This is a genomic window from Microcoleus sp. FACHB-672 (assembly GCF_014695725.1).
Classification (GTDB): Bacteria; Cyanobacteriota; Cyanobacteriia; order Cyanobacteriales; family Oscillatoriaceae; genus FACHB-68.
Window position 1 is genome coordinate 361,817 of sequence record NZ_JACJOU010000013.1, and the last position, 19,909, is coordinate 381,725.

Sequence of the window (19,909 nt, forward strand, 5' to 3'; positions counted from 1 at the left end):
AGTTCTTCCCTGCATCTCAAACCCGCAGTTCATGGCAGTGTGCCCCAATACTTGGCATTGGTCTTGAGTGAGGCAACCCTAAATTTTCGCCCTGCTGCAACCGTCTCAATAAAACACCTGTTTCTGTGCGTGCTTCTTGGCTAAAAGGAGGAGTTTTAACTTCCCCATGCAGCCACACTAACGGTTTATCTGTTTCGTCTATACACCCACCATTTATATCAGATATGATATATTTATTAATGCTTGGAGAGTCAAGTGTGACTGTTAGATTCATAGTTTGAATATAATTTAGTGATATCACCTCCTATCCTTCTACTTAGTCCTGTTGACAGGAAAGTTCTAGAATCGGCTGCTAACGCCAATTTGAAGTATCTGTATTTTTTCGCGTTGCAGATGCGAAAAGCCGGCAAAATTTTCAGAGATGATGCCGGCACGCTCAGGAATTTTCCTGAATAGAAAACGTAACTAATAATAGTCCGATTTAGGTTGTGGCATGGGCATTTCAAAGTTAGACGGGTCGTAGATATATCTAGCTGCCTCTTCTTCTAATCTGTGGATCAAATAAGGTTCAATTGCATTCGTGTGCCGGAGAGCAGCTAAATAGCCATCTAAATAAAGCCTCAGATCGCCGAAGCGGTAACCTTTATTCCACATTTCAACGAGAGCGTCGGTAAGTTTTTGATAGTGACGGATGGTTTGAGTATCTTGAAGCATGAGTCTGACCTCCGGATAGGTAAGTGAAAAAGGTTTAGGTTGGCCTGGTCAGCTGGGGCGAACGTACGGTTTTAACTTGATAGACGCAACCCCCCGCCACATTGTTCGGTATTGGGTTAACCCATTCCGGCTTTAACTGAATGTCTCGATCTGTTAGGTTCAAGGCGTCAGAAAATCGGTACGGGTTCTCTGTCGTTTTAGTCATTGCCGGCTCACTCATCAATGCCTCCGGTAAAGTGGCTGGCCAGAAAATATTCTTTCTATAGAATTCGTAGTCTAGCAGCAACAACCTAGCAGTTTCGTCTACTAAAAGGTTTAATTTTATATTTTTTAAGACCAAAATAGCCTCATGATAAAGGCTCAGCTGAGCGTTCGGTGAATTTTGCGATGCGTCTTTAAGCAGATGCCGCCGATAAGGGGCGTTCAGAATTGCGTTTTGGCGGGAGTTGCCGGCAGTCACAGCCAAACGAGAGTCCAGTGATGCGTCCTGGTGATCACGACCAGTGATCTTTCTGTAACTCGACGCTTCAGCCATGAAGTTTTTCAAAAGTGGTTCTTAAACTATTGTAACGGAATCTCCCGAAAGTCCTGCCCTAGGGTTGCCGGTCTTGAAAATTTTACGCAATCTTTACACGCTGACCCTTGGCTTCAGCCTTTTACCTCAAAAGGGAGTAGCAGTGGTTACAAAACCATGACAAATGCTTTGTTACTCTTAAAACCACCGACGTGAAGGTGAACTTCTGTGGTATTAGTTTCTATTCAAATCGTTGAGGGTAATCCTCACTTACGTTCCCTGTTAGGTTGGCACTTACAGCAAGTTGGGTATGCTGTACACCAATCCGCTGATATCCGTCATGCCAGGGATGTTTTTTTTAACCGGCAGCCCACACTGGTGATCGTTGACTCTGAACTGCCCGATGGCGATGGACTAGAGTTTTGTCGGTGGCTACACCGGCAGCAACTTTCAATGATTTTAATGCTGTCGGCTCGCAACACGGAAGCAGATATTGTGGAAGGGTTGAAGGCGGGGGCAGATGATTACTTGAGAAAACCCTTTGGGATGCAAGAGTTTTTAGCCAGAGTGGAAGCCCTGCTTCGCCGGCATAAAACGATGACACCCCCAGTCAGTCTAGATTATGGCGAGCTGAAAATAGACTTGGTGCAGCGCCGAGTCCGCTTTCAGGGAGAGTCAATCGAACTGACTCCTCAAGAGTTTAGTTTGCTCTATGTCTTGGCCCAAGCCGGGGGATTGCCACTCAGCCGGCCAGAATTGCTGCGCCGAGCATGGCCAGATGCCATTGACAATCCGCGCACGATAGACACCCATGTGCTCTCGCTGCGGAAGAAAATTGAAATCGACCCCCGGCAACCTAGCCTGATTCAAACAGTCCGCAATGTGGGCTATCGCTTGAATCTGGAAGTGCTCTCTAGCCCGATGCCATCGGCAGAACACGCCACTGGTAAAAGTCTGCCGATGCGCCAGTTGTCTAAAGTTGCAGCCGGTGAAAGCCATCGGCTTTAGGGGCGTTGAGAATCACGCAAGGCTGCGCCCACAAGAACGGTACAGGCATAGAATTGGCAACTCTCTCCCTATCCCCCTCTAGGGCGTGCCTGCAAACTTGTCAAACTAAAATTAGCAAATGAGTAGAAGCTTAACAGTAGACTAGCAATGACTTGTGGAGATTCCACTGAGGCAAGGGTGGGAAAGGCTGAAAGCTTAATGGCCAATCCCAATACCTTTAAGTTGGCATAGCCTTGCCCGCTTACCTTTACGGTAAAGGAAAGCCAGTTGTTTCTTTAATGAAGTCAAGAACCTTGCTGTAGGCTTCTGGATCGCTTTGCTGAGTCAACACGATGCTGGTTTCGCCACCCGGAAAGTAAAGCGTTAACCGGCCATTCCAAGACAAGGAGAAGGCGCTGATGCGATCGAGATCGAGCACGTAAATCTGTTTGTCTCGCTCATAGCATATCTTGATCCAGTGCGCCACACGACCTCCTCCGCTCAAAACCCCGCACGCCGGCCTCAAAATACTTCAACCGGCACTGCTGGTGCTACTGCCGGTTGCAAACGCTCGATTGCCGCCTGAATAAAACCCTTGAACAGGGGGTGGGGCATATTTGGTCGCGACTGGAACTCTGGGTGGAATTGGGTGGCAATGAAGAAGGGGTGATTGGGGAGTTCAATGATTTCCACTAAGCGCCCATCGGGAGAGGTGCCGCTGATTTTAAAGCCGCTTTCTAAAAACAGATTGCGATAGGCATTATTAAATTCATAGCGATGCCGGTGGCGTTCGTAGACGACCTCATCCTGGTAGAGACTGAACGCTAAGGTATCGGGTGCCAAACGGCAGGGATACAGTCCCAGTCGCATGGTGCCGCCTAAATCCACAACATCTTGCTGTTCCGGCAAGAGATTGATCACTGGATTTCGGGTGTCAGGGTCAAATTCGGCACTGTTCGCATCTGCTAGCGTGGCAATGTGACGCGCCCATTCAATGACGGAACACTGCATTCCCAAACACAACCCTAGAAAAGGAATATTGTGCTGGCGGGCGTACTCAATAGCCGCAATTTTTCCATCGACTCCTCGCACACCAAACCCACCCGGCACCAGGATGCCATCGATATCTTGAAGATAAGATTCGGCACCGTAAGTTTCCAGGTCTTCTGAGTTGATCCAGCGCACATTGAGCGAGGCTCCCATTGCGATTGCAGCATGGCGCACGGCTTCTATGACTGAGAGGTAGGCATCCGTCAGCCGCACGTATTTACCAACAATTGCAATCTCAATCTGCTGCCCTCCTTGATACAAGCGATCTACAATACTTTGCCAGTGGCTGAGGTTGGGTTGGCGCTGTTCAAGCTGGAACAAGTCGAGCACTTGCTGAGCTAGCCCTTCCCGTTCTAGCATGAGCGGCACTTCATAAATACTGCTGGCATCTTTAGCGGTAATCACACTTTCCACCGGCACATCGCAGAATTCAGAGAGTTTGTCTTTCATGCCTTGTTGCAGGGGCCGATCACACCGGCACACCAAAATATCCGGTTGAATCCCAATAGATCGCAGTTCTTTAACTGAGTGCTGTGTCGGCTTGGTTTTCATCTCGCCGGCTGCAGGAATCCAGGGCAAGAGGGTGACGTGCATATACAGCACATTATTGCGCCCTACATCTTTGCGGAACTGGCGGATCGCTTCGAGGAACGGGAGGGATTCAATATCCCCGACGGTGCCCCCAATTTCCGTAATCACCACATCCGGATTGGTATCTTTAGCAACTCGGTGGATACGCTCTTTAATTTCAGTAGTGATGTGCGGGATCACCTGTACGGTGCCACCTTGATACTCGCCGCGACGCTCTTTATTGAGCACCGCTTGATAAATTGAGCCGGTGGTGACACTGTTGAGGCGGGACATAGAGGTGTCTGTAAAGCGTTCGTAGTGTCCCAAGTCCAAGTCGGTTTCCGCACCATCTTGTGTGACAAAGACTTCCCCATGCTGGAAGGGACTCATCGTGCCCGGATCGACATTAATATAGGGGTCAAGCTTTAAGATTGAAACAGAATAATCGCGCGATTTTAGCAGCCGGCCCAGACTTGCCGCTACAATACCTTTGCCAATACTGGAGACGACCCCACCCGTCACAAATACAAACTTAGTCATAAACTTCGTCAAATGCTTAGATTTCCCCGCCAGCGCCTGATGCCAATTGCGGCACAGCCTTAGCTGTGAGCATTCAGCTGGGGCGGTCACCAGCTGTTGCCTGCACACAACCCAGATGACAGGATAGCATTCTTCCTACAGACTTATAAAAAGTCGCCAGACTTCCTAGCCCAAATGATTGCGTGATCTCTGTAATATTTTACACTTTGTTAACAATAGGAAATGGAAAATTGGAAATAAGCTTTTCTCCCTTAAAAAGGCAAGTATAGAAATTCAGCCTGATTTTATCCTTTCACACCTGACTAAATTTTATTTTTACCGATAGATTAATAGGCATAAGAGCCAACTAAAAAACTGCTTTCACCTGTATCCGTTAGGCAGTTTTATAACCTTTGTCTTTTGACCAGCAACTCCAGAATAAAACAGCCGGATAGTAATGAGTTCGTCCTGTAAATTTTTTGATAACAATTCAAAGCGCTAGTCAGTTTTAGATCCCCAAATACCCAAAACCTAGCTGTCCCCATCATAATTTATACGGAACATTGCCGGCCTGAACAGTAGAAGCTTATTTGTTAAAATCCAAAATTGGGCTGATGCGTGTGCCGGCTCCAAATTCAACTAAAATCAAGTTCGGTTGCTTAGAAACCTTAAAAAATCCGTTATCGCTGAAACACTGGGAAAATATGAGAAAATTTGCAGGATTGGCCGTGCTTGGGTCTGTAATGACGTTTCCCGCTTGGACAGCTCAACCCCTCGCGGTCGCTTACCCACCGGCTGTCCTCCATGCCAAAGCACAGATGCCGGTGAATACTTTGGCGCTTGAACACAAAGCAACAGGCGATCTGATCGCCAGTTTACCGCAGCAGCGAGGAGAAAATCTGTTTAATTTACCTCAGGAAGTTGCCAAGACGCAAAGTGGAGTCCGCTTCCGGGAAGTGATGCAGTATGCGATAGGGCAAAATTTGTCTCAGCGTCCGATGGGAGAGATTATCCAAACAATAGCCGAGCAATTTGTTGGCACTCCTTACGCCGCCGGTTTGTTAGATAAGTCTAACCAAGAAACGCTTGTTTTATCCCTTGAGGGGTTTGACTGCGTGCTATTTATCGAAACTGTGCTGGCGATGGCGCGGGGTGTGGCGTTGCAAGATTATTCTTACCAAAGTTTTGCCGGCCACATTCAGAATCAGCGATACCGCAATGGTGAAATGAATGGCTATTGCAGTCGGCTACATTATTTTTCCGAGTGGATAGCAGACAACCAAAAACGCGGAGGCGTTCAAAATTTGACCCAAAGTTTTGGGGGAATTCCCTTAAATAACCAACTAAATTTTATGAGCCAACATCGAAGCAGTTATCTGCAACTTGCTAACGATGATGAAGCTTATGAGTGTATTGTCGGCATGGAAGCAAATCTTGCTCAACTTAAAGTGGATTACATTCCCAAAAACGAGATCCATACGGTCTATAGCCGGCTGCTACCGGGAGACGTTGTAGCCATAGCAACCGAGGTGGAAGGACTGGATGTAACGCACACTGGCCTCGTTTACCAGAATTCTGATGGCAGTATTGGGTTTATTCATGCTTCTCCAAGTGGAGAAGTGAAAATAGCTCGTGATTTACAAGCTTATGTCGAAGCTGTCGAAAGTACGGTTGGCGTTATATTAGCGCGTCCTGCTGACTCACGGCAAACAGCTTCCCGTCAAGCATTTTAGCTTTTAGACGACGAGCTGAAGACCGCCGCACTTTTTAACAGGATGGAAAATTTTAGCGTTTGGGAAGCTTTTAAATAGTTTCAATTTGGCGCTGCTAATCAGCGATTTGAACGCTTTTAATTGCCAAGATTCAAAAGAATTAGAGCAATGCAAAATAAGCATTCATTTATTGATGGGCCGACATTAACTATGTTTAAATAAAGAAATAAGTTTATATTCTGAAGCTTGATGCACCAATTAAAAAATCTTTTTTTAAAGTTAAAAAAATAATAGCCATTCTAACAGACAAATTACAAGAAAATTGAGCTAAAATAAATTTAGTTGAGTAAGTTTACTTTTCAATAATTAGATTGATTTTAGGGAGAATTATTTGAATAAAATGATTTTAGCTGACTGCTCCCTAAAAAAAACAAAATTTCCACGTTTTAAGGAGAAATAGAAAAAAATCTGCTGCTGCCCGAACAGAAAATGGGATAGCATGAAAAACAGCAATTATGAAATAGGGTATCGCTGCAATAATGGAAATTTATTATGAATAAAATATTAGGACTGCTGACATTAGGTTCTGTGATGGTAATATCATCTTCCGCTCGCGCAGATCAACTGCTATTTGTAGCCTATCCACCCCAAAATCATACAACCACCTCAGATAAGATATTCTTGATTGGCACCGCGCCGCCGGCGGGAGAAGTTGCGATTAACGGTCAGAAAATTGAGCGTAGTCAGGCCGGCCATTTTGCTCCCAGTTTCCCTCTCCAGCTCGGCGAGAATGTGTTTACATTGCGCTACGAAAACCAACAAATGCAAATTAAGGTAACGCGGACATTAGGCGGGCCGCAGGTGCCCGAAAAAGTGGGGTTTGCGGAAGGTTCCCTCACCCCTGCTGCAAACGTTGCCAGAATGCCGGGAGAGTTGATTTGTTTTAGTGCTGTCGCGCCGGCAAATGCTGAGGTTTCCGTCCAGCTCGGCAAGCTGAAGTTTCCCCTAAGTTCCCAACCCCTAACCACCACTTTGGCACCGAATTCAGCGGTTTTAACCGGCCAAAATGAGCCGATAGCCCGATCAGCGGGACAGTATCAGGGTTGTATTGCAGCACCGGCAACAGTGGGAAATTGGGGGCAACCGAAATTCCTGCTAACCCTTAATGGTCAGACAATCTCCGAACAAGGGCCAGGAACCATTAGAATTCTGTCGCCTGGACAACTGGCAACCGCCCAAGTATCTGCTGATGCCGGCGTCGCCAGAACAGGACCGAGTAGCGATTTTTCTCGCCTGACGCCCCTGCCAAAAGGCACGCAGGCGGCCATTACAGGTCGTGAGGGCGAATGGTTGCTACTCGACTATGGCGGTTGGATCAAGAGTGAAGAAACGCGGATTATTGAAGGTTCAGTCCCGCCGAAATCGCTGATTCGCGGGGTGACTTCCCGCGAGGTTGAGAATTGGACAGAGGTGCTGTTCCCCCTGCAAGTGCCGGTGCCGGTGAATGTGCAGCAAGGTAACCGTAGTTTAACGCTGACGCTGTACAATACCACTGCCCAAACGGATACAATTCGCCTCGGCGATAACCCAGTGATTTCCCGCTTTGAGTGGCAGCAAGCGGTTCCCGGACAAGTGCAGTATACGTTTAATTTCAAAAGCCAGCAGCAGTGGGGCTACAAGCTAAGGTATGAAGGCACGACGCTGGTGCTGTCTTTGCGAAATCCACCGCCGGATCTTCCTAGTAATCAGCCGCTTGCCGGTGTCCGAATTCTTCTTGATCCCGGACATGGCAGCCCAAATGATATGGGTTCTAGGGGACCAACCGGCTATCCCGAAAAAGATGTCACTTTAGTGGTGTCAAAACTGTTGCGAGATGAATTAGTAAAGCGCGGTGCAACGGTGTATATGACCCGCGAGGGAGATGAAGATTTATACCCTCAAGATCGGGTGGGTATGATTGAACAGCAAGAGCCAAATATTGCGCTCAGCATTCACTACAATGCTTTGCCTGATAGCGGTGATGCGATGAAGACGAAAGGCGTCGGCACGTTTTGGTATCATCCCCAAGCCCAACCTTTAGCAGTGTTTTTGCATGACTATTTAGTGCAAAGGTTAAAGCGGCCTTCCTATGGCGTGTTTTGGAACAACTTAGCCCTAACCCGTCCTACGGTTACCCCATCTGTTTTGCTGGAATTGGGGTTTATGATTAATCCCGAAGAATTTGAGTGGATTGTCAATCCGGAAGAACAAAAAAGATTAGCAAGTACCTTGGCGGATGGGATCAGTAAATGGGTTGACAGAAGTCAATAAAAGTTAAATTTCTTCAGTCTTTAAGGGCGTTGGCAACCCATTGGTTTCGCAGATTAATTAACTTGAGGGGCGGGCATTTCGTCTGCCCTGCACCTGTCAAACCGGCCTTCTGCTTGCGGTATTTTCAAAAACTGCAAGGTTTTGTAAAAATTATCAGAAATCTCTGCTTGCACCGAATTCTTACTTAGAGTTGACGGGGGGATTTTTCAAGTTCCAAATAGGAAGCTTATTCACTTCTTCAATCGTTACATCTACATAGGTGACGCTGCTTTCTTGAAGAGGATATTCACCAAAATAACCTTTCTCACCATCATGAGCGTGTGTGCCGATTATGTGAGCTTTATAATCGCCGGCTAGACGTGCTTGATTGAAAGGTGATCCTACATTCCCATACCACCGCGATGGAAATACAATACTGCCGATATTGTCAATCCAGTCTTGCCGGCCTTGAAGATGATAGACTTGATCAGCCGCCTCAAATCCATTCGTTCCATTAAAAACACCCCCAATAGAAACCACAGAAATCTGTGCGTTTAACCACTGGTTAAGATAGGGGGCTGCACCCAGAGCAACTTGCACACCGCCGCTTGTTCCAATTAATACAATGTTGAGTGGTTTATCGGAGGAAGTCGGTAGTGATTGCTTGGCTTTCATCCGCTCAATAATTGCTGTGGCAATTCCTTGATTGTAAACAGGGCCATAGCGCGGATCAACAGAAATTGCAAATCGCCAAAGATTGCGAATTTTAACTAAAATATCTCCAATTGTTCGCCAGCCTTTAGCATTATTTGCAAAGCGCCATACTGGCCCAAACAGTCGCTGCCCCCCTAAACTTTGATTAGAGGCTGAATAAGGAAAAACATCTGAAACCGCAACGCAATTAGGATGCTTCTGCACTAAACGATTTAAAAAAGTTTCTTCTCCAGGGGTTAATTCATCTGCAGAAAAATCCCCCACTCCAGGCAAAAAGATAATATAACAGTTTACCTTTGCCAGTTTTGCCGCAGCATTTGAACCATTGCCGGCAGGTAACTGTTTCAGCCGGTTTTTCCGCAAACCGATAATTTCAGCCCCTTGATCCAGCCACCATACCAGCGTTCCCACCGGCGCAAAGAATCCCCAAACTAGCAAAATAATTCCTGCCAGGATCAGTAGATTCAAGGTTCCACCCCTAAACCAGCGAAGTATCTGACCAATTAACTGCAGCATTTAATCAGGTTGAGGTAAAGAATAGAATTTTGTCAAGCCCTGCACGCCAGCAAAATTTTTTGAACTTTTTGTGGTAGGTTTCTCTATGAAATAGTATTTTATCAAAGTTGCGATTAACTAAGAGGAGAAAAAAGGCAGCGTGAGTGGCAAAGACTCAAAAAGAAGTTTATGGGCGACGCTTAGGAGTGCACTAACATTGGATGCCAATTTCTATGAGAATGCTCCGATCACTCCTGCAACCACCCAGATAGCCAGAACGATTGTTATCTTAGCAGCACTATCTCATGTGCTGGGTAGCTTCGTGATCTTATTGATTAACTTGGCCAAGCCTTCTATCCTAGTTCTAGCACTTTTGATAGACGGCCTCAGCATTATAGGAGGCTACTATTTTTGGACGTTTACTATTTCAAAAATCGGGCAATGGCTAAAACCCAATCACGTCACCTACAGAGATTTGCTGATTCCTATTGGCTTTGCCTATGCTCCCCAAGTGCTCAATTTCTTAACATTAATTCCTTTACTGGGACGCCCCATTGAGTTAATCCTAGCCGTATGGAGTTTGTTAGCTGTCATTGTTGCAGTCCGCCAAGGTTTAGATATCAAGACTCGTTGGGCTGCATCGATTTGTTTAGTAGGCTGGCCTATCATTCAAATAGCAATTGGCTTTGTTCAAGTGCTTGAGCAAAATTTGGTAACGCATTTCTAGTCAAAATATCCAAATTTTAAAAGCCTATAACATTGCTTTCTAAGTCAATACGCTGGGTATAAAAATTAGTTAACCAGAGAGGCATTTATGGCGGTAGAAACTCTTGCTGAACATAGCGCAATTTCTACAAATTTAAAGCAATTTCTGCTCGTTCTTTCTGTTTCCCTGAGTGTGGCAACTCTCCCACAAGTTTTCAGTTGGTTTCGCAATATTCCCTACACTTTATTACTGGTGATTGTCGGGCTAGGGTTGGCATTGGTTGATGTGCGATTAGTTGACCTCTCACCTCAACTGATTCTTTCAATCTTTTTACCACCACTGTTATTTGAAGCGGCTTGGAATTTGAAATGGTCTGGGTTAAAGCAGAATTTAGTGCCGGTGACTTTGTTTGCAGTTTTCGGCGTGATTATTTCGATTGTTGGAATTGCTTTCGGCATTAATAAATTAGCAGGAGTCCCCCTAGCAACCGCTTTATTAGTCGGTGCTAGTTTGTCCGCAACTGACCCCGTTTCAGTTGTCGCCCTCTTACGAGAACTCGGCGCACCCAAACGCATCAGCACTGTAATGGAAGGAGAGAGTTTATTTAATGATGGTGTTGCAGTTGTTGCTTTTAGTTTGCTAGTCGGAATTCCTTTAGGAATCCAAGAATTTGATGTTCAAACGAGCATTGTTAAATTTTTCGTTTTTGTAGGAATTGGCCTTGGCGTGGGAGGATTGATTGGGTTTGGAATTTCCTACCTAACCCAGCGATTTGACTTACCTTTAGTGGAACAATCTTTAACGTTGGTTTCTGCGTATGGCACCTATATTATTACCGAAGAATGTGGGGGTTCTGGGGTAATTGGTGTTGTCACAGTTGGGTTGATATTAGGCAATTTTGGCTCTCGAATTGGTATGAATCCGCGAACGCGAGTCATTGTCAGTGAGTTTTGGGATTTTCTTGCCTTTTTCGTTAATTCTATTGTATTTTTGCTGATTGGAGATCAAATTCACTTTTCCAGTTTAATCAATAATTTTGGCTCGATTGCGATTACAATTGCCGCTGTGATTTTAACGCGAGCAATTGCTATCTATAGTTTAGGAAATTTGAGTAACGCAATTGCGAATTCAGAAATTAACTGGAAAGAGCAAACTGTTTTGTGGTGGGGAGGTTTAAGGGGTTCTGTTTCTATTGCCCTCGCTTTGAGCGTACCCATCGCTGTACAAGGACGAGAAGAAATTATTGCTATCGTATTTGGAGTGGTGCTTTTTACGCTTTTAGTACAAGGTTTAACAACGAAACCATTACTAGAAATTCTGAAGCTTTTAGGGGATGAACCTTTGCGTCAAAAATACCGAGAAGTTTTGGCGCGTCGAGTGGCACTCATGCGTGTTATGGATCGCCTTCAGGAAGTAGATAAACGTCCAGAAATTGAGCCAGAATTTTATCGATATCAAACGGCTTTAGTTCAAGGTCAACTTAACGATTTGCAAGAAGAAATTAACGAATTGCGTCAGCAAAACTCCCAAATGCGAGAGTATGCAATTGAACAGTTGCGAGAGGAATTGTTAGCGATTGAAGCTGACACCTATGCGGAGTTTGTTCGAGCCGGCCAATTAAATAATGAACTTTCTCCTTTCTTGCAAGAAATCCTTAGTTCAGGGGATGAAAATAAAGGTTAAATCTTCACGGTGAATTTTCTTGGGGCACTTGCCCCACTCCCCCTTAAGTTAAACTAATCATAATTAGACTCTTTCCTGGGTAGCCGGCTATGTCTGTTGCTAAAGATATCGACACCCCAGAAAACATTCCCCAAGATGTTATCTTTCCACCCGGTGATTTATATAGCGACGAACCGCAATTGGAAACTTATCTGCATTTGCAGCAGATGATGCTGCTGATAAAATGTCTTGACTGGTTATGGCGAGATAAAAATGACTTTTTCGCCACCGGCAATCTCACCATCTACTACAGTCCCCGCCAGCGCAAATCTGAGGATTTCCGGGGGCCAGATTTTTTTGTGGTTTTGGGAACTGAACGCAAACCCCGCAAAAGTTGGGTGGTTTGGGAAGAAGACGGTAAATATCCTAATTTAATTGTGGAACTTCTTTCTGAGACAACAGCCGGCACGGATCGAGGACTGAAGAAACAAATCTACCAAGATACTTTCCGCACACCTGATTATTTTTGGTTCGATCCTGAAACTTTAGAATTTGCCGGCTTTCATTTAGTCGATGGTCAATATCAACCCCTAGAACCAAATTCTCAAGGCCGGCTGTGGAGTCAGCAGCTAAATTTATACTTGGGTATTTATCAGAGAAAGTTGCGTTTTTTTACGCCAGAGGGTGAGCTAGTTCCCACACCGGAAGAATCAGCCGAGTCAGAGAAACAACAGAAAGAATTAGCGCAACAACGCGCAGAAAAATTGGCGGCAAAACTCAGAGAATTAAATATTGACCCAGATAACCTTTAATCGGTAGGGTGCATTTTTAACGCACCCTACTACTAATTAAACAGCTTGAGAGATTGGATAAGGACTCGTCAATTGATCCAACTGCTTCACCAGCAAGCTGAGGAACAATCCCACATCGGTGACAACGCCGATTGATTCCACTGAACCGCGATCACTTAACTTCGTCACCACTGCCGGGTTAATATCCACACAGACCATTTTGACTCCAGCCGGCGTCATATTTCCCACACCGATTGAGTGCAGCATTGAAGACAGCATCAAAATCATATCCGCGCCGGTAATTAGACGCGAATACTCTTCTTGCGCTTTAATCAAATCCATCTGGGTATCCGGCAATGGGCCATCATCCCGAATCGAGCCGGCTAGTGAGAAAGGTACATTGTGCTTCACACATTCATACATCACGCCATTTGTGAGGATGCCTTGCTCCACTGCTGCGGCAATACTGCCACACCGGCGAATCGTGTTAATAATCTTCAAGTGGTGCCGGTGTCCGCCACGAACTGCAACCCCGCGCTTCATATCCACACCCAAAGATGTCCCCATCATTGATTGCTCAATGTCATGCACCGCGATCGCATTGCCGCCCAATAACCCTTGGACATAGCCTTCCCGGATTAAATGAGTCAGATGTTCGCCGCCGCCGGTGTGGATGACAACAGGCCCTGCTGTCACCACAACTTTACCGCCGCGATCGCGGATTTGCCGCAGTTCCCAAGCGACTTGCTCCACCACCAACTCGACACGGCGCTCACTAGAAACGCTACCAGACATAAAGCTGAATTCTTGGCTATTGCGTTGCTCCCGTGATTCTGTCTTACGCACCGTGCGAATGCCGTCCACACCGACGATAACGGACTCGCCGACTTTTAGATCCCGCAGCAGTTTGCACTTGGCTATCGGCCCTTCAGGGGTGCGTGTCACCGCAACCGCGCCATCCATACGCTGATTTTGCACCTTGATCCACTGGCAATCTACCCGCACTTCCGTGGGGTAAATTGTCGTCACATAAAAATCATCAGGTGCCACACCGTCTTGCAGCACGGGTTCTAAATTCGTATCGCAAACCTCTTGGGGAGGTGCCACCGCACCGAGATCGATCAGCAGCGTCATGATTTCTTCCATTACCTCATGGGAAGGTGCTGATACCTTCACCTCGGCGGAGGAAGTGCTTTGTCGCTGCTCTCCTAAATTAAAATTCAAGACTTGGAAACTGCCACCGCCTTCCATAATCGTGTCTAAAGCGCGGTTGATCAAGCCGGAGTCCAGCAGGTGTCCTTCCAGCCGCACGACGCGACTTTCCACCGGCACGTAGGCTTTGGCTTCTTCCCGCACCGGCTCAGTCACCCGCAGCGTCAGGCACTTGGCAGCACCCCCTGCTTTAAGAAACTCTGTTAAGGCGGTTTCAATCACCTCAAACCCAACTGTAGTAAGGCGTTTCTTGAGTTCTTCACTCGCCTTATTCATCACCACAATTGAGTCAATATTGACGGCATTGCAAGCGAAGTTGACGGCATCTGGTTCCCCAATGGCAATGCGTTTTTCTGCCGGCACGCGCATTTCAATGATGCGGTTTGAGTAAAAATCAAATGCCGGTGGGTAATAGAGCAAATAGCCGCCATTGAGGGGGCAGAAGCAGGTATCTAGGTGATAGAATCGCTCATCTACAAGCTGCAACGAAATCACCTCAATATCCAGCCATTTTGCTAAAAACGGATGAGCGTCAAGTTCGGAACGGAAGCCGTATCCTGCCCACAGCCAGCGTCCTTCCCGATCTAGCAGTGCGTCGCCGGCACCTTCAAAGGGTAAATCTTTGGGCAGTTCATGGACGGTGTAACCCTGTGACTCGAACCACGCTTTGAAGTGAGGTTCCTCGCCTTGTCGCTCTTTGTGGAGGAAGCGGCTGAGTACCACCGTCTTGCCCAAAACCAGGCCGGCGTTGGCTGTAAACACCATATCTGGCCAACCTTGTTCGGGCTTCACCAAGTCTACGAGTGCATTTTCTTTCAGGACGTGATAAAGCTTATGCCACTGCTCTACGGCACGATCTCGCGAGGATTTGTGGATATTCCCTTCCATCCAAGGATTAATCACATAATCCACGTCGTAATGGTCAGGGGCACACATGAGGAAACGAATCGATTCGTTCATAAGAAAATGAAACTATAACAGGACAAACAGCCGTTAACCGAATTCTCTACAGCCACCGCCAAAGTCACTCGTTTTTTCTCTTCAGGAACAAAGAGTGCTTTTAGAAAAATTGAAACTGAAGTGGAGATTAAAGGACAATATTCTACTTTATCACGCGCCTTGGGATGGCGGTGGCTAAAGATTAGGGCTTCTTAATATTGTCTTGAAATTTTAACAATGCTGGCGGCCAAGTTGCTTTTTCTAATAAAGGCTTTAACTGTTGGGCGATGCGAGTGGCTAAAAGCTGATGTCCTGCCTGATTTGGATGGATAATATCATCTTGCCGGTAGCGTGGATTATCCAAAATTCCCTTAGTAACTTGAGGAATGAGATGAGCTTTTGTATCTTGCGCTACTCTCTCATACAATTCCTTGTATTCATCCACATAAATACCGAGTTCTATGCCTAACAAGACGGCAATCGCACCGGACTCTTGCACAGAAGTGACAATCTCGCGCAGATTTTTTTCGGTTTCTGGTTTCGGTAATTTTTGCAGAAAATCGTTTCCGCCAAGCTCTACAATGACTAACCAAGGGCTGCCGGCGATCACATCCGTTTGCAATCGATTTAATCCCATTGCCGTTGTATTGCCGCTAATACCTTGATTAACGATAGGTAAACCGAGTTGCCGACTCAAAACGCTAGGAAATGCGGCTTCCGGCGCTACGCCATAACCAGAAGCGATGCTGTCACCTAAGACAATAATTTGGGTGCCGGTGCCAAGGTTGAGATTTTTTACATGTAATGTCTGGCTTTGGCAGCTCGCCACTAGCAGCAGGGAACTTAATGTTAAAGCCAGGAAAGACAGCCACTTGTACATTTTCATAAAACTTGAGATTTTAGTTTAACAGGCGATAAACAATAGAATATTGTGATCAACTTTAGATTTTTATTTAATTAAAACAAAAATCTAAAATTTAAAGGCTTTAAATCTTTAAGTTGCAGAAAAGTAGGTAATTTTTAAATGCTTTATTTTAGACAAGGTTTCATTTGGGTAATAAATATTTTTTTTTACTTTCACTCACTAACAAATTTATTTAAGAATTGCATTTAAAACAATAAAAATATGTTTCAAATTGTTCCTACCAAAAGGCATAACCTGCGCTCAAAGCGAAAGTATAAAAATCTTTTTTCCAGCCCTCCCCTATTTTAAAGTAGTAAGCCACTCGAAGACTTTTTGTAAAACCTAAGCTTGAATGGATAATAGCTGCCTAATGTTCTCTATTTGCTGTTGAGCATCTGTGAAGCTAGCATCAAAAGATAGCGCAAGCTCAAACGCAGCTATCGCTTGCTGAAAATGTCCTAACTCCAGGTATGCTCTTCCCATCTCAAACGCTGGATCGGTCGTAATAAAACTCCGTTCAAAAGGCTCCCCTTTGTAGTAGCTATCTTCTTTACCCATTTGCAGGCAGTTGTCAAAATATGTCACAGCACCTAAAGGAAATCCTAAAGCAATGAGCGTGATTCCTGCAATATAATTGATTGGCGGGTAATTTGGGCACCATTCGAGACCTCGCTGGCAAAGCAACCGAGCTGTTTCATAATCTTGCTGTAGCAAACATTGCGCTGCCAAAGTAAAAACTAACGAAGGGACAAAGCCAAAATCATCAGGAGGATTACTATTGAGCAAGTGAGGCAGCAGATTGTCAAAAGCTTGGGCGTAGCATTCATGGGCTTTTTCTCTTTGCCCGGTTCTATCATACATTCCAGCAAGGCAGTACAAAAGCATGAGGCTAAGCCCCTTTTCCTGTCGGGCACGTTCCAAAATAGGAAGGTTCCGATTAAGCGTTTTTAAATCTGTGAGTTCTTGAGTATTGCCATAATGTAGCATTCTAAAATTTTCTAAATAACTGACTCGTTCTGCGCTTAAAGGTTGATCGTTATATCTTAATTGCTCGTGCAATACGCCACTATAACTCAACTCTGGAAGGTTGCGAAATAATCTGACATGGTACAAAGGGGCCATGCTTTCATCGTTCGCTTCAGTTCGGATGATAGAGTAGGCAAAAATTTCAGGATGAGAAGAAAGTTGAACCCAAAAACTCTCTGAGTTGATGACTAATTCTTCATCAGCATCCACAACTAATATCCAGTCACCAGAAACCAGCGAGAGCGAGTAATTGCGGGCCGCAGAAAAATCATCACACCAATTGAAGTAACCAATTTTAGCTCCATAGCGGGCAGCGATTTCTAGGGTATTATCTTCCGAGCCGGTGTCTACAACAATAATCTCATCGACATACGGTTGAGCACTGGCTAAACAACGCGGTAAATTTTGGCTTTCATTTTTGACAATCATGCAAAGAGACAGCAAAGGTTTTTCTGTTGATTGCAGGTCGTTCATTTTACTACACCAAATAACACTGGCTACCTCGAAATTTTAATTGACAGTCTGAGAATCTGTTAAAATCTTTGCAGACCTAAGTAATTGATTCAGCATTTGTAACACTTTATCCTAAAAAGCAAGAAAGGCACACTCATGAGTGTACCTTTACAACCGGCAATCCTTACAAATTGCTTTCAATCATTTGCCGATATTGGCTTTTTTGCTTAACGCCTTTCATTTCTGCCAGCAATTCTTTGTTCTTGAAAAACTGAATGGTTGGCGTGCCGGTGACACCGGCATTTTGAGCAATATCTTGATCGGCTTCGATGTCAATTTCAACATAGTGCATCTTGCCATCGAACTCATCCACAACCTTATGTAAAATAGGCTTGAGTGTGTGACAAGGGCCGCAGGTGGGTGAGGCATACTTCACCATAATCAAGCGATTACTGTCATGGAACAGCTTCCGCAAAGCAAAACCACCGGCATGGTGCGTTACCTCTGGATCGAATGTGTCTGCTGTATCAGCCTGTTTTTCATTCGTTGGTTCAGCCGGCTTTCCAGATTCTTCTGCTTGTTTAAACTCCTGCGCCAAACCGTGTAGTGAGAGCCAGCGTTCTGCTAACATTGCCCCCATACAGCCGCTGCCGGCAGCAGTGATCGCCTGTCGAAATTCATGATCTTGCACGTCACCAACCGCATAAACCCCTTCAACACTGGTTTCTACCGAACCGTGCTTGGTGACAACATAACCGATCTCATCAAGTTCTAACTGACCCTTGAAAATTTGCGTATTCGGGGTGTGACCGATGGCGTAAAATAAACCCTTCACCGGCAGATCGCTTTCTTCGCCAGTTTCGGTATTTTTAAGTCTCACTCCGTTCATGTGGCCGCCATCCGTACCTAGAACATCAACGGCTACTGTGTTCCAGTAAACGGTAATTTTAGGATTGCTTAAAACGCGGTCTTGCATGGCTTTAGAAGCCCGCATTTTATCTGAACGCACCAGCAGATGAACGTGAGTTCCATACTTTGTGAGATAAATGGATTCTTCCGCTGCGGTGTCGCCGGCACCAATAACTGCCAAATCAACGCCTTTAAAAATTGGCGTAGCACCATCACAAATCGCACAAGCTGAGATGCCGTTACTCCAAAACGCGCGCTCATTGGGCAATCCTAAGCGTTTCGCCGTCGCGCCGGTGGCGATTACAATGGTATGAGCTTTGACTTCCCGTTCCTCAGAACGCACCGTAAATGGACGCTGGCTCAAGTCAACAGAGATCACATCTTCGGTGTATAACTCAGCACCCCACCGTTGCGCCTGCGCTTTCATCCGATCCATTAATGCAGGGCCGGTGATGCCTTCTGGAAAGCCGGGAAAGTTCTCAACTTCCGTCGTCGTCATTAGTTGACCACCAGGGATGCCACCCATTTGATAGCCTTCAAAGACGACCGGCTTTAGGTTGGCACGACCGGCATAAATAGCTGCTGTGTAGCCGGCGGGTCCCGAGCCAATAATCACCAAATTTTCTACAGTTGGGTTTGTCATAGGGCTTACTACAAACTCATAACGACTTCGTTTAACTGTATTATAACGGCTTGTCTCCAATTATGAGTGATTGCTATCACAAGGAACACACAAAGCTGAACTACGGGCAGTCAGCGCCTGCGAACAATCCGTTTGACATCTAAAATTCCTCAGGGACAGACTTATGCAGCGAGTGTTGGAACCGGAAGTGATGGATACCTGGGAAGAAGCCATTGAGTATGACGCAATGGACTTTACAGAAGTGAATACAGCCTTTGCTCAAAGTGCCGTTGAAATAGGGCCACCGGCAGGGCTTATTTTAGATGCCGGCACCGGCACAGCCCGTATTCCCATTTTAATTAGTCAAATGCGCCCGCAGTGGCAAATTATCGGCATTGATCTCTCAAAAAATATGCTGCAAGTTGGGTCAAAGAATGTAGAGAAAGCCGGCTTGCAATCGCAAATTCAATTGGAACTGGTTGATGCCAAAAAATTGCCTTATCCAGATCATCACTTCGATATGGTAATTTCAAATAGCATCGTTCACCATTTGCCCGATCCTCTGCCGTTTTTCAGAGAAATCAAACGGTTGCTAAAGCCTGCCGGTGCTATCTTTATTCGGGACTTATTTCGACCGGCTGATGAGAAAATTATGGATATGTTAGTTAACTCGTACGCCGCTGATTGTAACGCGCATCAGAAAAAATTATTTCGGGATTCCCTAAATGCTGCCTTTACCTTAGAAGAGGTGAATCAGATAGTAAAAGATGCCGGTTTCAAGGATGTCAAAGTTTATCCATCCTCAAACCGGCATTGGACAGCAGAAAGAAGCATCCAAAAATAAACCTTCTGCCCAAATCGAAAAGACTTCTATATCACCGACGGAATCTGGGGTATCTCTAAAAAAACTAGCTTTTGCAAAAACACAGTTAAAACAAGCCAATAAAAAAGCGCCCCCTTGTGAGGAGCGCTTTTTTAATTGGGTGCTAAAACTTAGCCATTGATAGCAGGAGCAGTCAAAGCAACAGGAGTTTGCTCGCCGGCCGCCAAATCAAGCGGGAAGTTGTGAGCATTACGTTCGTGCATCACTTCCATCCCCAAGTTGGCGCGGTTGATCACAT

17 protein-coding genes and 1 pseudogene are annotated in these 19,909 nt (G+C 45.6%); 7 read left to right on the forward strand and 11 right to left on the reverse strand.

Annotation, left to right across the window (positions count from 1 at the left end; all coding sequences use genetic code 11):
* Nucleotides 1-16: 16 nt before the first annotated feature.
* From H6F56_RS09350 to H6F56_RS09360, 3 genes are all read right to left on the reverse strand, one after another.
* Nucleotides 17-274, reverse strand: a complete 258-nt coding sequence (locus tag H6F56_RS09350) for a hypothetical protein (RefSeq protein ID WP_199312656.1) — start codon at nucleotides 272-274, stop codon at nucleotides 17-19.
* 191 nt (nucleotides 275-465) lie between these two features.
* Entirely contained in the window at nucleotides 466-714 is a 249-nt protein-coding gene (locus H6F56_RS09355) for a DUF6761 family protein (protein ID WP_190667096.1), read from the reverse strand.
* A 34-nt stretch (nucleotides 715-748) separates the two neighbouring features.
* Nucleotides 749-1,249, reverse strand: a complete 501-nt coding sequence (locus H6F56_RS09360) for a hypothetical protein (protein ID WP_190667099.1) — start codon at nucleotides 1,247-1,249, stop codon at nucleotides 749-751.
* Nucleotides 1,250-1,456: 207 nt separating this feature from the next.
* On the opposite strand from H6F56_RS09360, the gene H6F56_RS09365 reads away from it, so the two are divergent.
* A complete protein-coding gene (locus H6F56_RS09365) occupies nucleotides 1,457-2,236 on the forward strand; it encodes a response regulator transcription factor (RefSeq protein WP_190667101.1) in 780 nt (259 codons plus the stop codon).
* A gap of 247 nt (nucleotides 2,237-2,483) precedes the next feature.
* Here the strand turns inward: H6F56_RS09365 and H6F56_RS09370 are convergent, their stop codons facing one another.
* Both H6F56_RS09370 and H6F56_RS09375 read right to left on the reverse strand, forming a co-directional pair.
* Nucleotides 2,484-2,702: a hypothetical protein gene (locus H6F56_RS09370; RefSeq protein ID WP_190667103.1), complete on the reverse strand. Its 219-nt coding sequence runs from the start codon at nucleotides 2,700-2,702 to the stop codon at nucleotides 2,484-2,486.
* Between the two features lie 35 nt (nucleotides 2,703-2,737).
* Nucleotides 2,738-4,375, reverse strand: coding sequence for a CTP synthase (locus H6F56_RS09375; protein WP_190667105.1), 1,638 nt, complete (start codon nucleotides 4,373-4,375; stop codon nucleotides 2,738-2,740).
* A gap of 707 nt (nucleotides 4,376-5,082) precedes the next feature.
* Here H6F56_RS09375 and H6F56_RS09380 point away from each other — a divergent pair.
* Both H6F56_RS09380 and H6F56_RS09385 read left to right on the forward strand, forming a co-directional pair.
* On the forward strand, nucleotides 5,083-6,087 hold the full coding sequence (locus H6F56_RS09380) for an N-acetylmuramoyl-L-alanine amidase-like domain-containing protein (protein WP_309236481.1): 1,005 nt from the start codon (nucleotides 5,083-5,085) through the stop codon (nucleotides 6,085-6,087).
* Nucleotides 6,088-6,618: 531 nt separating this feature from the next.
* Nucleotides 6,619-8,376: an N-acetylmuramoyl-L-alanine amidase gene (locus H6F56_RS09385; protein ID WP_190667109.1), complete on the forward strand. Its 1,758-nt coding sequence runs from the start codon at nucleotides 6,619-6,621 to the stop codon at nucleotides 8,374-8,376.
* Between the two features lie 180 nt (nucleotides 8,377-8,556).
* Here H6F56_RS09385 and H6F56_RS09390 read toward each other — a convergent pair whose 3' ends face one another.
* Entirely contained in the window at nucleotides 8,557-9,585 is a 1,029-nt protein-coding gene (locus tag H6F56_RS09390) for a hypothetical protein (protein WP_190667111.1), read from the reverse strand.
* 196 nt (nucleotides 9,586-9,781) lie between these two features.
* On the opposite strand from H6F56_RS09390, the gene H6F56_RS09395 reads away from it, so the two are divergent.
* The 3 genes from H6F56_RS09395 to H6F56_RS09405 all read left to right on the forward strand — a co-directional run bounded on the left by H6F56_RS09395 (nucleotide 9,782) and on the right by H6F56_RS09405 (nucleotide 12,744).
* Nucleotides 9,782-10,291 (forward strand): hypothetical protein, encoded by a 510-nt coding sequence (locus H6F56_RS09395; RefSeq protein WP_199312660.1) that lies wholly within the window; start codon nucleotides 9,782-9,784, stop codon nucleotides 10,289-10,291.
* Between the two features lie 87 nt (nucleotides 10,292-10,378).
* Complete coding sequence (locus H6F56_RS09400; protein ID WP_190667115.1) at nucleotides 10,379-11,953, forward strand: Na+/H+ antiporter; 1,575 nt, start codon at nucleotides 10,379-10,381, stop codon at nucleotides 11,951-11,953.
* An 89-nt stretch (nucleotides 11,954-12,042) separates the two neighbouring features.
* Entirely contained in the window at nucleotides 12,043-12,744 is a 702-nt protein-coding gene (locus H6F56_RS09405; RefSeq protein WP_190667117.1) for a Uma2 family endonuclease, read from the forward strand.
* A 36-nt stretch (nucleotides 12,745-12,780) separates the two neighbouring features.
* Here H6F56_RS09405 and H6F56_RS09410 read toward each other — a convergent pair whose 3' ends face one another.
* The 4 genes from H6F56_RS09410 to trxB all read right to left on the reverse strand — a co-directional run bounded on the left by H6F56_RS09410 (nucleotide 12,781) and on the right by trxB (nucleotide 18,809).
* The gene (locus H6F56_RS09410) at nucleotides 12,781-14,895 is read right to left on the reverse strand and encodes a TIGR00300 family protein (protein ID WP_190667119.1); all 2,115 of its coding nucleotides are present in this window, start codon (nucleotides 14,893-14,895) and stop codon (nucleotides 12,781-12,783) included.
* 181 nt (nucleotides 14,896-15,076) lie between these two features.
* Nucleotides 15,077-15,760, reverse strand: coding sequence for a GDSL-type esterase/lipase family protein (locus H6F56_RS09415; protein WP_190667121.1), 684 nt, complete (start codon nucleotides 15,758-15,760; stop codon nucleotides 15,077-15,079).
* 360 nt (nucleotides 15,761-16,120) lie between these two features.
* The gene (locus H6F56_RS09420; protein WP_190667123.1) at nucleotides 16,121-17,278 is read right to left on the reverse strand and encodes a glycosyltransferase; all 1,158 of its coding nucleotides are present in this window, start codon (nucleotides 17,276-17,278) and stop codon (nucleotides 16,121-16,123) included.
* A 163-nt stretch (nucleotides 17,279-17,441) separates the two neighbouring features.
* Nucleotides 17,442-18,809 carry a thioredoxin-disulfide reductase gene (gene trxB, locus H6F56_RS09425; RefSeq protein ID WP_190667125.1) on the reverse strand — a complete coding sequence of 456 codons (1,368 nt, stop codon included), beginning with the start codon at nucleotides 18,807-18,809 and terminating at the stop codon, nucleotides 17,442-17,444.
* Between the two features lie 163 nt (nucleotides 18,810-18,972).
* On the opposite strand from trxB, the gene H6F56_RS09430 reads away from it, so the two are divergent.
* Nucleotides 18,973-19,632, forward strand: a complete 660-nt coding sequence (locus tag H6F56_RS09430) for a class I SAM-dependent methyltransferase (RefSeq protein ID WP_190667127.1) — start codon at nucleotides 18,973-18,975, stop codon at nucleotides 19,630-19,632.
* 149 nt (nucleotides 19,633-19,781) lie between these two features.
* Here the strand turns inward: H6F56_RS09430 and H6F56_RS09435 are convergent.
* A pseudogene (locus H6F56_RS09435) lies at nucleotides 19,782-19,909 on the reverse strand (photosystem II q(b) protein); the annotation flags it as partial.

What these genes read in the sequence shown, in the direction of transcription:
- H6F56_RS09350 (WP_199312656.1), bottom strand. Translation starts at nt 274, where the DNA reads ATGAATCTAACAGTCACACTTGACTCTCCAAGCATTAATAAATATATC.
- H6F56_RS09355 (WP_190667096.1), bottom strand. Translation starts at nt 714, where the DNA reads ATGCTTCAAGATACTCAAACCATCCGTCACTATCAAAAACTTACCGAC.
- H6F56_RS09360 (WP_190667099.1), bottom strand. Translation starts at nt 1,249, where the DNA reads ATGGCTGAAGCGTCGAGTTACAGAAAGATCACTGGTCGTGATCACCAG.
- H6F56_RS09375 (WP_190667105.1), bottom strand. Translation starts at nt 4,375, where the DNA reads ATGACTAAGTTTGTATTTGTGACGGGTGGGGTCGTCTCCAGTATTGGC.
- H6F56_RS09385 (WP_190667109.1), top strand. Translation starts at nt 6,619, where the DNA reads ATGAATAAAATATTAGGACTGCTGACATTAGGTTCTGTGATGGTAATA.
- H6F56_RS09390 (WP_190667111.1), bottom strand. Translation starts at nt 9,585, where the DNA reads ATGCTGCAGTTAATTGGTCAGATACTTCGCTGGTTTAGGGGTGGAACC.
- H6F56_RS09400 (WP_190667115.1), top strand. Translation starts at nt 10,379, where the DNA reads ATGGCGGTAGAAACTCTTGCTGAACATAGCGCAATTTCTACAAATTTA.
- H6F56_RS09405 (WP_190667117.1), top strand. Translation starts at nt 12,043, where the DNA reads ATGTCTGTTGCTAAAGATATCGACACCCCAGAAAACATTCCCCAAGAT.
- H6F56_RS09410 (WP_190667119.1), bottom strand. Translation starts at nt 14,895, where the DNA reads ATGAACGAATCGATTCGTTTCCTCATGTGTGCCCCTGACCATTACGAC.
- H6F56_RS09415 (WP_190667121.1), bottom strand. Translation starts at nt 15,760, where the DNA reads ATGAAAATGTACAAGTGGCTGTCTTTCCTGGCTTTAACATTAAGTTCC.
- H6F56_RS09420 (WP_190667123.1), bottom strand. Translation starts at nt 17,278, where the DNA reads ATGAACGACCTGCAATCAACAGAAAAACCTTTGCTGTCTCTTTGCATG.
- trxB (WP_190667125.1), bottom strand. Translation starts at nt 18,809, where the DNA reads ATGACAAACCCAACTGTAGAAAATTTGGTGATTATTGGCTCGGGACCC.
- H6F56_RS09430 (WP_190667127.1), top strand. Translation starts at nt 18,973, where the DNA reads ATGCAGCGAGTGTTGGAACCGGAAGTGATGGATACCTGGGAAGAAGCC.